Below are 12,684 nucleotides of genomic sequence, written 5' to 3'. Positions count from 1 at the left end.
CAATGGATGAACCGCAATGAACTACGCAAGGCCGACATCAACCTGATGGTGGTGTTCGAGACCTTGATGCTAGAGCGCAACGTGACCCGGGCGGCGGAGAAGTTGTTTCTCGGGCAGCCGACCATCAGTTCGGCGCTCAACCGCTTGCGCACGATGCTCAACGATCCGCTGTTCATCCGCGTCGGCCATCGCATGGAGCCGACCGCCCGGGCCGAAGATATCTTCCGCCACCTCAAGCCCGCGCTGGACTCCCTGTCAGTGGCGCTGAGCCTGACCCGCGATTTCGATCCGGCCGTCAGCACCATGACTTTTCGCATCGGTCTGTCCGATGACGTCGAATTCGGTTTGCTGCCGCCGCTGTTGCGCGCGTTGCGCCAGGAAGCGCCAAACGTGGTGTTTGTGGTGCAGCATGTCGATTACTGGCGGATTCCCGATTTGCTCGCCGCTGGTGACATTACTGTCGGCATCAGCCAGACCCGTGGCCTGCCGGCCAATGCCAAACGCAAACTGCTGCGGCACATTCAGCCGAGCATCCTGCGCGCGGATGCGTCCGATACACCGTTGACCCTTGATGAATATTGCGCACGGCCACACGTGCTGGTTTCGCACACGGCGAATGTCAGCGGTTTCGCTGACGAGTGGCTGGCGGAGTTGGGGCGCGCCCGCCAGGTTGTCCTGTCAGTCCCGCAATACAGCGCATTGCCGGCGCTGCTGGCTGGCACTGACTTGATCGCCAGCCTGCCGGATTACACCGCAGCGGCCATGGCGACTTCCGGGTTGCTGTTCAAGGAACCGTTTCCGTTCAAGACGCCGACGCTGGACTTGTCGATGGTCTGGCTCAGTCATGTCGATAGCGATCCGGCCGAGCGTTGGTTGCGCTCAAGGCTGGAGCAGTTCATGAGCGAACGACCGGTGACCCCGTCCTGATCAACACCCTCTGTAGGAGCTGCGGCACGCTGCGATCTTTTGATCTTTGAATCTCAAGATCAAAAGATCGCAGCCTCGTTTCACTCGACAGCTTCTACGGGGATATGCGCTGAGCCGCTTGTGGTATATGTACGAACTTTACGCTGACTGACTGGAGCCTCCCGATGCCACACCTGCACATGGAATACACCGCCAACCTGCCGCAGTTGAACGCCGATGTTGCGTTGATCCGGCTCAACAATACATTGGTGGGATCCGGTCAGTTTGCAGCGGAGTTCGATATCAAAAGCCGCGCAGTCAAGGTCGAGACCTTCAAGGTTGGCACCGCCATGAGCGAACGCGCCTTCATTTACGTGAAGCTGGCGCTGCTCAGCGGGCGTTCGCCGGAGACCAAAAAGCAACTGTCGCAAAGCTTGCTGGCGGTGTTGCAGGATCTGTGCGAGTGGCCGGCCGGGGTCGAAGTGCAGTTGTGTGTCGAATTGGTCGACATTGATCGCGAGTCCTACAGCAAAGCCGCGATCAGCGTGTAGGACTCAGGCGTCTTGCAGTTCGCTGCACACCTTGATCACCTGCTCGCGCAGCCAGACGTTGGCGCTGTCCTGATCGGCGTTCTGGCTCCATTGCATGTCGAGCGTGAACCCCGGCAAGCCGTTCGGCGCCTCACAATGGTTAAACACCGCTTCGTTGGTCAGTAGACGCTGGATGCGCCGGGGGAGGGTGAGGATGAAGTCGGTGCCGGTGATCATTTTCAACGCCGCGCTGTAGCTGTTCGAACGCGCGACGATCTGGCGCTTCTGCGCCTGTCGCGCCAACCAGCCATCGACCATGTTGGTGGTCGATGTCCACGGCGTCGGGAACACATGTCGGCGTTCGGTGAACGCCTGCAGGCTCAGGCGCGGCTCCAGTGGGGTGGCGCGCTTGTCGAACACACAGACCAGATCGTCCTCAAGCAGCATGCGTGACTTGAGATCGGTGTGATTGCGATGGAAGTTCGGCCCGAAGCTGATCACCAGATCAAGGCTGCCATCGCGCAACTCGTCGGCCGGCACGTCGGTTTCAAACTTGTGCATGTTGACCATCACCGGCAAATCGTCGAAGTCGAAACGTTTCAACAGACGCGGCAAGATCAATTGCTCGAAGTATTCCGGTGCACAGATATTGAACGTGACAGCTTGAAGCGTCGGATCGAAGGCCGGCGCGCCGGCGTGGCACAGGTTGATGCTCTCGAGGATCTTCTGAACATGGCCATACATGCTGCTGGCCTTGTAGGTGGGGCGCATGCCTGTACGCGTATTGATGAACAACTCGTCTTCAAAACTGGTGCGCAGTTTCTTCAGGCAGTAACTGACGGTCGACTGGCTGACAAATAGCGTTTCCGACACATCGGTGACGCTGCTTTGTTCATACACGGCGATAAACACCATGAGATCCTGCATGTCGAGCTTTCGTAGCAAGTTACTGTTCAGCATCCGTTCTGTCTCGCTGTGCTCCTTGCGCCGAATCCGCGCAAACGTGTGCGAATGATCCTAACGGAACGATGGTGCCAGGACAAAGCCCTGTAGGACATTTCACGGACAGTTGTGGGACAGAAAGTTTTAGCAACACGACGTCTGCCTTCAAAGCGCTAAAACATGGCCAGAAGCCTCCAGTCAGATCAGCCAAAGTGTCGCGCGTAATGTCGGGGATCGAAGCGCCTCACCATCAGTAGCATGATCACCATCACCGCCGTCAGCGACCACCACGCCCATTCGAAACTGCCCAGTTGGTCGCGAACAATCCCGGCCATCAACGGCGAGAGGCCGGCAATCATATAGCCGATGCCTTGCACGAAAGCCGTCAGGCCCCCGGCACGCTGCGGGTTATCGAGATGATCGAGCGAGACGATCAGGCTCATTGGAAACAGCCCGCCAATGCCTAGACCCAACAAGCATGGCCAGAAGAGGCTGAGGTGTTGCGGGCTCAGAATCAGCCCACAGAAACCGGCGATGATCAGGCCGAGTAGCACCGTCAGTACGGAGCGCCGGTCGCGGCTGCGATTGGCGATGGCGGGCACCACCAGACCGGAAATCACCTCCATGGCAGTCAGAAATCCTAACAACAGCCCGGCGCTTTGTTCGCTCCAGCCTTTTTCCACGTAGTACGGCGCGAGCCAGGCGAGCACACAGGTGTAGGACGCCGTGCCCAATCCGAAGAAGATCGCGAGTAACCAGGCGCGGGAATTGTTGTAGAACGAATCTTTTCTTGTCGTTGTTGCAGCAGTTGCTGACAGACTGCGGCGTTGCGACCACCAGAACACCAGCGCAAGCGACGCGAGCACCGCCCAGATGGCCAGACCGCTGCGCCAATTTCCGGTTACCCCCATCACCATCGGAGCGAACGACGCGGCAAGCGCTGCGCCGCCCATGATCGACGTGACATACAGCCCCATGCACACCGCCATGTGATTCGGGAAACGCGATTTGATCAGCGCCGGCATCAACGCCTGAATCAGCGCGATGCCTATTCCGGCCAGCACCGCGCTGACAATCAGCTCGGCAGCAGAGTCGATGAACAGCCGCGATAACGTCGCCAATCCAATGATCAGCAGCGACAGCAGGACGGTTCTCTGCTCGCCCAGTCGCCGACTGATAGCGATGCCGTAAAACATCGCCAGTCCCATTGCCATCACCGGCAGCATCGTCAGCAATGACGCGAGACTGAAACTCAATGGGATATCGTCGCGAATCGCCGACAGCAGCGGCCCGACTGCCGCCATCGAAGGGCGCAGGTTGAGTGCGACTAGAACGATGACAAGCATCAGCCAGACGGCAGGGCGGGCGGTGGCGCGGGAGTTTTCCATCTTCAGACCTTTGAGCGAGGGGCTGGAGATTAGGCGCGGATCTACTTGTGGCGGGCAAACCGGAAAATCCAGAGCAGTATTTAAAAACTCGATAACCCAACAAGACACCTGTGGGAGCGAGCCTGCTCGCGAAAGCGGCGTATCAGCCACCGCAAATATCGACTGACCTGACGCTTTCGCGAGCAGGCTCGCTCCCACAGAGGAAATTTTCTGAATAAAAGCTGAACCATTCTCAAATACTTCCAAAGTTTCACGGAGTTCCCGCAAGCCAACTAATCGTTGGCGTCTTTTTCACAAAAAATTGATGATTGCCTGCCTAAAGTTTGTCATGCCTTAGTTAATGATTTTTTCACAAACGAAATTTTCATAATTACCCAAGGTTGTTCTCTTCAGGAATTGCCCTTCTCTATGTTGAAGTTAAAAGCCGTGCGCCCGGAATGGGTGACGTTGATTGCCAGTGCCTTTCTTTTGACCGGCTTCAATGCCGTGCTCTGGCAGCACCTGTTTGACATCACCGCAGCCGATGGCAACGGCGTCGCCATGCGCGTGGCTTTTGGGGTGATGATCTTCGCGGCTTTTAACATTGTGCTGACGTTTCTGGCGTTCCGTCCGCTGCTTAAACCGGTCTTGATGCTGATATTCATGATCAGCGCCGGCGTGGCTTATTTCATGAGCCAATATGGCGTGATGATTGATGCGGGCATGTTTCGTAACTTTGCCGAAACCAATGCGACGGAAGTCCGCGATCTGCTGTCGTTAAAGTTGTTTGCTTATATTTTATTGTTAGGTGTTTTGCCGTCGTTGTTGCTTTGGAAGATGCCGGTCAACTACCGTCGCTGGCACCGCGAGTTGTTCAGTAAAGTTATCGTGAGTGTGGCGTCGGCAGCGGTGATGGGTGGCGTGGCATTGGCTAACTATCAGGGCCTGTCTTCATTGTTTCGCAATCACCACGAAATTCGTTTGATGTTGGTGCCGAGCAATTACATCGGCGCCTCGGTCGGTTATCTGCGTGAGCAGGTGGTCTCGGCGCAGCAACCCTTCGTCAAGATCGGTGAAGACGCACAGCGCAATGCCGCTGTGAAACTTCAGCCGCGCAAATCCCTGACTGTATTGGTGGTGGGCGAAAGTGCCCGTGCCGAGAACTTCGGCATCCTCGGTTACGACCGCGATACCACGCCCAAACTCGACAAGGAAGCCGGGCTGATTGCCTTTACCGATGTGCACTCCTGCGGCACTGAAACGGCCGTATCGGTGCCGTGCATGTTTTCCAACATGGGCCGCAAGGATTACGACGCCAGCAAGGCGAAGAACGAAGAAGGCCTGCTGGATGTGCTCAAACGTGCGGGTATTGACGTGATCTGGCGTGACAACCAGTCCGGCTGTAAAGGCACCTGTGATCGTGTGACGGTTCAGGATGTCAGCAACTTGAAGGATCCGACACTGTGCGCCAACAGCGAATGCCGCGACGAGATCCTCTTGCAGGGCCTGCAAAGCTTTATCGATCACCTGGACAAGGACACCGTTCTGGTTCTGCACCAGATGGGCAGTCACGGCCCGGAATACTTCAAGCGCTATCCCAAGGAGTACGAGCACTTCACGCCGGTTTGTGAAAGTAATGCACTGAACAATTGCAGCCGCGAAAGTATCGTCAACGGTTACGACAACACGCTGGTCTATACCGACCAAGTGCTGTCGAGCCTGATAGATGTCTTGCGCAGCAATCAGGACAAAGTCGATACCGCCATGCTGTACCTGTCGGATCACGGCGAATCGCTGGGTGAGTACAACCTGTTCCTGCATGGCACGCCTTATATGCTGGCGCCGGAGCAACAGAAACACGTAGCGATGCTGGCGTGGTTCTCTGACAACTATCAAAAGGCTTACTCAGTCGATACCCATTGCCTGCAAATGAGTCGCGACAAGCCGCTGAGTCAGGACAACCTGTTCCACTCGATGCTCGGTCTGCTGGAAGTGAAAAGCTCGGTGTATCAGCCGGGTCTGGACATGTTCGCCGGCTGCCGTGGCGCCGTGATCGACGGCGTCCTGGCCAAAGACTGACCGTCACCCTCCCACAGATGACGGGCACATCTGTTTGCTTTGTCAGACTATTCTTGCCAATTGGCAGGACATTTCGTTACAGCTCTTGCCCTTCGCAGGCGCGTAAATCGCCAACGGCGATATATACTGCGCGCCATTCTTCAAGGGAGAGCCGTGTGGCCATCGATATTCACTGGATTCGCGACAACGATAGCCTCGCGCAGTTTTGCGCCGAGTGGCAGCAGTTGCCTTTCGTTGCCCTCGACACCGAATTCATGCGGGTCGACACCTTCTACCCGATTGCCGGCCTGCTGCAGGTCGGCGACGGCAAACGCGCTTACCTGATCGATCCGCTGACCATCAACGCCTGGCAGCCATTGGCCGCGTTGCTGGAAAACCCGGCGGTGCTCAAAGTCCTGCACGCCTGCAGCGAAGACCTCGAAGTGCTGTTGCGCCTGACCGGCAGCTTGCCGGCGCCGCTGTTTGATACGCAACTGGCCGCCGCCTATCTCAACCTCGGTTTTTCGATGGGTTATTCACGGCTGGTACAAAATGTACTCGGCATCGAACTGCCGAAAGGCGAAACCCGTTCCGACTGGTTGCAGCGGCCGTTGTCCGAGACGCAAATCAGCTACGCCGCTGAAGATGCCGTGCATCTGGCGGAAGTTTTCGTACAACTGCGTCCGAAACTGTCCGACGACAAATTTGCCTGGGTGCTGGAGGACGGCGCCGAACTGGTCGCCAACCTGCGCCGCGAAACCGATCCGTACGAGGTTTACCGCGAGGCCAAACTGGCGTGGAAACTCTCTCGTGCGCAACTCGCCGTCCTGCGTGAACTGTGCGCCTGGCGTGAAACCGAAGCACGCGCCCGTGATCTGCCGCGCAACCGTATCGTCCGCGAACATTCGCTGTGGCCGTTGGCGCGCACGCAACCGGACAACATTGCTGCACTGGGCAAAATCGAAGACATGCACCCGCGTACCGTGCGTCAGGACGGCCAGTTTCTGCTTGATCTGATCAAGCGCTCTGGCAGTGTGGGGCCTGATCAATGGCCGCCTGCCGTGCCGGAGCCATTGCCGATCGAAGCCGCCGCGTTGATCAAACAACTGCGCGCCCTCGGTCAGGCCGAAGCTGAGCGACTCGACATCGCGCCGGAGCTGATGCTGCGCAAGAAAACCCTCGAAGCCCTGGTCAAAAGCGGCTACCCCGAGGGTCCTTACCAATTGCCTGAGTCGTTGCGTGGCTGGCGCCGCGAACTCATGGGTCAGAAGCTGCTCGACAGCCTGGCCACCGCCGGAGAACAGCCTTGAAACGTATTTGCTCCATCTACCAAAGCTCCAAGCGCAGCGGCATGTACCTTTACGTGCTCAAAAGTGACGCGCTGGAACGCGTGCCGGAAGCGCTGATGCTGGCCTTCGGCAAACCGAAACATTCGTTCGATCTGGTGCTTTCGCCCGAGCGCAAACTGGCCAGCGAAGACATCGTCGTGGTCCTCGAAAACCTTGACAAGCAGGGTTATCACCTGCAAATGCCGCCCGCCGAGGACGAGTACATCGAACACTTGCCCGAAGAGTTGCTGCGACGCAACGATCCGGTCTGATCTGCAAGGCCCTGTTCTGGGCCTTGGTTAACCCTGGAACTGTTTTTACCGCGATGGCCGCCCTGAATCCGGTGGCCGTCTGCACGGTTTGCGAAAGGTTTGAAGATGCGCGTTCTGATTGCTGAACACGACCACGCGATATACGCCCGACTGCTGCGTCAGGCAGTGCCGGAACTCGAAGTGCTGACCAGTGGCGACTCTGCCGAACTGGCCCGTCAGGCGGCCGACTGCCCAGTGTGGCTGGGGCAGCCGGATCTACTGGCGACCCTGCTGCGTCAGGGCCATCAACCGCAATGGCTGCAGTCGACCTGGGCCGGCATCACGCCGCTGCTCGCCGATGGCTTGCGCCGTGATTATCGCTTGACCCGGGCGGTGGGGATTTTTGGTCAGGTCATGGCTGAATACGTCCTCACTTACATCCTTGGCCATGAGCGCGAAGTACTGGCGCGGCTGGTCAGTCAGGTCGAGCGTAAATGGGACAACCGCAGCGGCCAGAGTCTGGTCGGGCGCAAAGTGCTGATCGTCGGTACGGGCGACATCGGCCAGAGCGTGGCGCAATTCCTGCGACCGTTCGGCGTTGAGCTGTACGGCATCGCCAGCAGTGCCCGCGAGCAGGCGCCGTTTGTCGAGGTCGGTTCGATGGCGGATCTGCCACGACTGGTCGGCGAGGTGGATTACGTGGTCAATCTGCTGCCGAACACCGAGCACACCCACGATATCTACGACGCAGCGCTGTTCAAGCAATTCAAACCGACCGGGTTGTTCATCAATGCCGGGCGCGGTGTCGCGGTGGTCGATGCGGATCTGGTAGACGCGCTGAAAGAAGGGCATCTGGCCGGCGCGGTGATCGATGTCTGCCGTCAGGAACCACTGCCGCAACGGCATCCGTTCTGGACGGCGTGGGGCTTGCTGCTGACCGGGCACAGCTCGGCACCGACGTCACCGGCGTTGATGGTGCAGCTGTTTGTCGAGAACCTGAAGGCGTATCAGGCGGGTGAAGCGTTGCGCGGGGAAGTGGATTTCAATCGCGGCTACTGACACGGCGGTAAAAAATGTAGGAGTGAGCCTGCTCGCGATAGCGGTGTATCAGACAGCATTAATGTTGACTGACACGGCCTCATCGCGAGCAGGCTCACTCCTACAGTGGTTTTGCGCTGTGGCTCAGAGGGTGAAGTCGCCTTCGGCCGCCAGCTCGTTCAGCGGACGGCGCGGGCTTGGCTCTTCACGGGCTTGCAGGTATTCAGCCAGCGTTGCCTTGTCGCCCAGTTTGCCAACGGCCACGGCAGCATGCAGCGCATAACCTTCTGGAATGTTCAGCTCCTTGCGGGTCAGTTCCTGATCGAAACCAGCCATACCGTGAGTGTGCCAGCCGCTGATGCTCGCCTGCAGCGCCAGATGGCCCCATGCCGAACCGGTATCAAACGTGTGCCACAGCGCTGGAGTTTCTTCGCTGGCACCCGGTGCGGTGAAGGTGGTTTTCGAAATCACGATCACCAGCGCCGACGCATGCTGCGCCCAGTTGCGGTTGAATTCATTGAGCAGACCCAGGTAACGCTGCCAGTTCGGCGTATCGCGACGCGCATAAAGGAAACGCCATGGCTGCGAGTTGTACGCCGACGGTGCCCAGCGTGCGGCTTCGAAGAAACTCAGCAAGGTTTCTTCGGCGATCGCTTCACCGGTGAAGGCGCGTGGTGACCAGCGGTCGGTGAATTGCGGGTGAATGGCGTAATCGGCAACGCGAGGGTTGGCACTCATCGAGAGATTCCTTGCTAAGTTTGAGTCATGAATTCGAGGCAAAACCCTACTTGGCGGCGATTGGGCTGACAAGTGCGATTTACCGGCAGTCGCCAACGCTTGGCCCACAAGGCCTTGGGCACTAGACTGGCGGCCTTTTCACTACCTGATGTTGATGCTTGAGCCATGGTCGCCAAAGTCGAACCGTTCTGGAAACGCAAAACCCTCGATCAACTCGATCTGGAGGAGTGGGAATCTCTGTGCGACGGTTGTGGTCTGTGCTGCCTGCAAAAACTTGAGGATGAAGAAGACAATAGCGTCTATTACACGCGCATCGCCTGCAAACTGCTTGATCTGAAAACCTGTCAGTGCAGCGATTACCCGAACCGCATCAAGTTTGTCCCGGACTGCATCCAGCTCACCCCGGGCCAGGCCGAAGAATTCAAGTGGCTGCCGCCGACCTGCGGTTATCGCCTGGTCAGCGAAGGCAAAGACCTGCCACCGTGGCACCACCTGGTGAGCGGTGACCGCGATGCAGTGCATCACGAGCGGATCTCCCAATCCGGGCGCATGCTCGCCGAGGGCAGCGTGCCGGAAGATGACTGGGAAGATCACCTGATTTTCCGCGCGGGCTGAATCAACCGCAGAGTTCAAGTTTCACAAAGGAGTGTGTATGGCTGTGGGATTGCAGCGATCGCTGCTGGTTGCACTGCTGGCGCTGAGCGCACCGGTGTGGGCAGCGAAGAAAGTGGACCTGGATTACCACGTGCGCCTGTTGCCGCAGAGCGATCAGGCTGAAGTGCGCCTGACCCTCGCCAAGGGCGAAGCGGTGCGCAGTCTCGACTTCGACCTTGGCGACGGCAGCCATTACAGCGACTTCAAGGCTGACGGCCAGTGGCTGCTGAGCCCGGGCAAACAGGCGCGCGGGGTCTGGCGCCCCGCCAGCGAAAAGTCCAGCCTGACATACCGTGTACGCATCAGCCACGGCCGCAAGAACGGCAGCTTCGACACGCGCATGACCCCGACCTGGGCGTTGATGCGTGGCGACGAACTGGTGCCGCCGGCCAAACTCGATCAGCAGGACGGCATCGAACTGGTCGCGCGTCTGCAATTCGAATTGCCCGAGGGCTGGAAGAGTATCGAGACCGCTTGGCCACGCATCGGCAAGAACAAATTCCGCATCGATAATCCATCACGCCTGTTCGACCGCCCGACCGGCTGGATGCTCGCCGGCCATCTCGGCAGCCGCCGCACACGGCTGGGCGAAACCGAAGTCACAGTGGCTTCGCCACAAGGGCAGGGCATGCGCCGCATGGATGTGCTGACCTTGCTGACGTTCGTCTGGCCGCAGGTGCAGGCCGTTTATCCACGCCATCCGGCCAAGCTATTGATCGTGGGGGTCAACGACCCGATGTGGCGCGGCAGTCTCGGCGCGCATGAATCGATTTATCTGAACACACGATTGCCGCTGGTCAGCGAGAGCGGCAGCAGTGCGTTGGTGCGCGAGTTGGCGCAGGTGTTTGGGCGGATCAACGATGAGCAGCGCAGCGCCTGGATCAGCGAGGGGTTTGCCGAGTATTACGCCATTGAATTGGTACGCCGTGCCGGTGGCATGAGCGATGAGCGTTATCAGGCGTTGCAGGCGAAACTGGCCAAGGACAGCCAGAAGGTCACGACCCTGCGCGGCGCACAGATCAGCCCGGCGCAGGTCGCAAAAGCAGTAATTTTGTTGCAGGAGCTGGATCGCGAGATTCGCTTGCAGACGCGCAACAAGCGTTCGCTGGATGATGTGTTGCGTGGGGCGATGCATCTGGGCACGGTGAGTACCAAGGCGTTTGTGCAACTGGCCGAGAGCGTTCTGGGCGAGTCGTCCAAAGTCCTTGATACCGCGTTGCTACAGTAAAGATCAAAAGATCGCAGCCTTCGGCAGCTCCTACTTGTGGAATGCGTTTTCCCTGTAGGAGCTGCCTAAGGCTGCGATCTTTTGCTTTAAGCCATCAAACCCCGGCTTTCGGCGACTTCACCGAATCATTGCCGGTCACCGTGGCGGTGCTGGTCGCCGCCTCGGCATTCGCCTTCAGCTTGCTCAACTCTTCCCCGGCCCGCTCGATCTTCGCGCGCACGTTGTTCATGTCCTGACGACTCTTCTCGATCAGGCTTTTCATCGAGCTGTGCCCGGTAATCCCGCGCGCCATGGCCACGCCGCCAATCGCCACCTGAATCAAACCAAACACACCGCCACGGCGCAGGCCTTTGCCGACCATGATCACGCCGCCCGCGAGTGAGCCGATGCGCTCCCAGCCTTCGACGTTCTGCTCGGAATGGCTCTGGAACGGGGTGGATTCGATGCGTTCGACACGTTTGAGCTCGGTCATGATCTTTCTCCAGGCAATGAGTAATCGATAAACAAGCTGACTGCCGGAGCGGTCAGCTCGTTCCATCGAATATGCGCTGTTTCAGCGGAATTTCGGCCCGGAGCGGGTGTTCAGGCCCTTGGCCATGCGGTCGTAGAGCACGACGTTGACCGTGGCGGCGAGGTTCATGCAGCCGGTGGTCGGGATGTACACGACGTCTTCGCACCAGTCGCGGATCTCTTTATCCAGCGAACCGTCTTCGGGACCGAAGATGTACAGGGCGCGATCCGGGTGGGTGTATTCCGGCAACGGGCGGGCGCCTTCGACCAGTTCCACGGCGACGGGTACGCAGTTGAGCGGGAGAATCTTTTTCAGATCGTCGATGCCGATCAGCGGGATGTCATAGTGCACGCGTTTGGTGTCGGTGACGAAGTCGGCGGCGCGTTCATAGCGCTTGCCGGTGTAGAACACTGACGCCACGCCATAGCAGCCTGCGGCGCGCATCACCGAACCGACGTTCTCCGGTGATTTGGGGTTATACAAACCAATGCAGCTGTACCGTTTGTCTGCCACGAGCGGGGTGCCTTCGGGAAAAAGAGCGCGATTATACGGGGATTGGGGGAGGGCGGGCAGATTCGAGATCTGCGGTGTCTGGCCCGGCCTCATCGCTGGCAAGCCAGCTCCCACAGGTTTCCTGGATACACACAAAATTTGTGAACGAGCCTGATCACTGTGGGAGCTGGCTTGCCAGCGATGGGGCCAGTTCAGGCGATGAATATCATTAATCTTCTTTTTTCATCAGCCCGGCGAGGGCGGCAAACGGGTTATGCGTTGCCTTGGCAATCTTCGGCGTGCTCAGCGAGCCTTCGCTGAAATACTGCTGATCGGTATAACGCGAATGTTCGTTATCGTGGCAATACAGGCACAACAATTCCCAGTTCGAGCCGTCCTGCGGGTTGTTGTCGTGGTTGTGATCGCGGTGATGCACGGTCAGTTCGCTCAGGCGCTTGCCGGAAAACTCACGGGTGCAGCGGCCACAGACGTGCGGGTACATCTTCAGGGCCTTGTCGCGGTAGCCCATTTCCTTGTCGCGCTGGTTGTCGGCGAGGATGCGATCCAGCTTCGACGTGTTGGTGGGGGTGGACGAACTCATGGGTTCACCTTTGCAAAAGACTAATGACGGTTATGTGCAG

Annotated in this window: 14 protein-coding genes; 8 read left to right on the top strand and 6 right to left on the bottom strand. The window is 58.5% G+C overall.

What is annotated here, in order from left to right:
* Nucleotides 1-6 precede the first annotated feature (6 nt).
* The gene (locus AK821_RS04480; RefSeq protein ID WP_064388439.1) at nucleotides 7-927 is read left to right on the top strand and encodes a LysR substrate-binding domain-containing protein; all 921 of its coding nucleotides are present in this window, start codon (nucleotides 7-9) and stop codon (nucleotides 925-927) included.
* 164 nt (nucleotides 928-1,091) lie between these two features.
* A complete protein-coding gene (locus AK821_RS04475; RefSeq protein ID WP_064388437.1) occupies nucleotides 1,092-1,457 on the top strand; it encodes a 5-carboxymethyl-2-hydroxymuconate Delta-isomerase in 366 nt (121 codons plus the stop codon).
* A gap of 3 nt (nucleotides 1,458-1,460) precedes the next feature.
* On the opposite strand, the gene AK821_RS04470 is transcribed toward AK821_RS04475, so the two are convergent.
* Both AK821_RS04470 and AK821_RS04465 read right to left on the bottom strand, forming a co-directional pair.
* A complete protein-coding gene (locus AK821_RS04470) occupies nucleotides 1,461-2,396 on the bottom strand; it encodes a LysR family transcriptional regulator (RefSeq protein ID WP_064388435.1) in 936 nt (311 codons plus the stop codon).
* Between the two features lie 185 nt (nucleotides 2,397-2,581).
* Nucleotides 2,582-3,766 carry a CynX/NimT family MFS transporter gene (locus AK821_RS04465; protein ID WP_064388433.1) on the bottom strand — a complete coding sequence of 395 codons (1,185 nt, stop codon included), beginning with the start codon at nucleotides 3,764-3,766 and terminating at the stop codon, nucleotides 2,582-2,584.
* Nucleotides 3,767-4,174: 408 nt separating this feature from the next.
* On the opposite strand from AK821_RS04465, the gene AK821_RS04460 reads away from it, so the two are divergent.
* From AK821_RS04460 to AK821_RS04445, 4 genes are all read left to right on the top strand, one after another.
* A complete protein-coding gene (locus AK821_RS04460) occupies nucleotides 4,175-5,824 on the top strand; it encodes a phosphoethanolamine transferase (protein WP_064388430.1) in 1,650 nt (549 codons plus the stop codon).
* A gap of 155 nt (nucleotides 5,825-5,979) precedes the next feature.
* Nucleotides 5,980-7,113, top strand: a complete 1,134-nt coding sequence (gene rnd / locus AK821_RS04455; protein ID WP_064388429.1) for a ribonuclease D — start codon at nucleotides 5,980-5,982, stop codon at nucleotides 7,111-7,113.
* Nucleotides 7,110-7,403 (top strand): YcgL domain-containing protein, encoded by a 294-nt coding sequence (locus AK821_RS04450; protein WP_007911350.1) that lies wholly within the window; start codon nucleotides 7,110-7,112, stop codon nucleotides 7,401-7,403. The genes rnd and AK821_RS04450 overlap by 4 nt, the downstream gene beginning before the upstream one ends.
* A gap of 105 nt (nucleotides 7,404-7,508) precedes the next feature.
* A complete protein-coding gene (locus tag AK821_RS04445; protein WP_064388427.1) occupies nucleotides 7,509-8,441 on the top strand; it encodes a D-2-hydroxyacid dehydrogenase in 933 nt (310 codons plus the stop codon).
* A 123-nt stretch (nucleotides 8,442-8,564) separates the two neighbouring features.
* On the opposite strand, the gene AK821_RS04440 is transcribed toward AK821_RS04445, so the two are convergent.
* The gene (locus AK821_RS04440; protein WP_064388425.1) at nucleotides 8,565-9,158 is read right to left on the bottom strand and encodes a nitroreductase family protein; all 594 of its coding nucleotides are present in this window, start codon (nucleotides 9,156-9,158) and stop codon (nucleotides 8,565-8,567) included.
* Between the two features lie 165 nt (nucleotides 9,159-9,323).
* Here AK821_RS04440 and AK821_RS04435 point away from each other — a divergent pair, with 165 nt between their 5' ends.
* Both AK821_RS04435 and AK821_RS04430 read left to right on the top strand, forming a co-directional pair.
* Entirely contained in the window at nucleotides 9,324-9,773 is a 450-nt protein-coding gene (locus AK821_RS04435; protein WP_064388423.1) for a YcgN family cysteine cluster protein, read from the top strand.
* 37 nt (nucleotides 9,774-9,810) lie between these two features.
* Nucleotides 9,811-11,040: a hypothetical protein gene (locus AK821_RS04430; protein WP_064388421.1), complete on the top strand. Its 1,230-nt coding sequence runs from the start codon at nucleotides 9,811-9,813 to the stop codon at nucleotides 11,038-11,040.
* Nucleotides 11,041-11,134: 94 nt separating this feature from the next.
* Here the strand turns inward: AK821_RS04430 and AK821_RS04425 are convergent, their stop codons facing one another.
* From AK821_RS04425 to AK821_RS04415, 3 genes are all read right to left on the bottom strand, one after another.
* Complete coding sequence (locus tag AK821_RS04425; protein WP_064388419.1) at nucleotides 11,135-11,512, bottom strand: YgaP family membrane protein; 378 nt, start codon at nucleotides 11,510-11,512, stop codon at nucleotides 11,135-11,137.
* 81 nt (nucleotides 11,513-11,593) lie between these two features.
* Nucleotides 11,594-12,064, bottom strand: a complete 471-nt coding sequence (locus AK821_RS04420; protein ID WP_007911337.1) for an RNA methyltransferase — start codon at nucleotides 12,062-12,064, stop codon at nucleotides 11,594-11,596.
* A 208-nt stretch (nucleotides 12,065-12,272) separates the two neighbouring features.
* On the bottom strand, nucleotides 12,273-12,644 hold the full coding sequence (locus AK821_RS04415; RefSeq protein ID WP_007911336.1) for a YajD family HNH nuclease: 372 nt from the start codon (nucleotides 12,642-12,644) through the stop codon (nucleotides 12,273-12,275).
* Nucleotides 12,645-12,684 lie beyond the last annotated feature (40 nt).

The organism is Pseudomonas sp. RIT-PI-r (genome assembly GCF_001297015.1).
Lineage (GTDB): Bacteria > Pseudomonadota > Gammaproteobacteria > Pseudomonadales > Pseudomonadaceae > Aquipseudomonas.
This window is presented reverse-complemented; position numbering and strand designations above follow the sequence as displayed.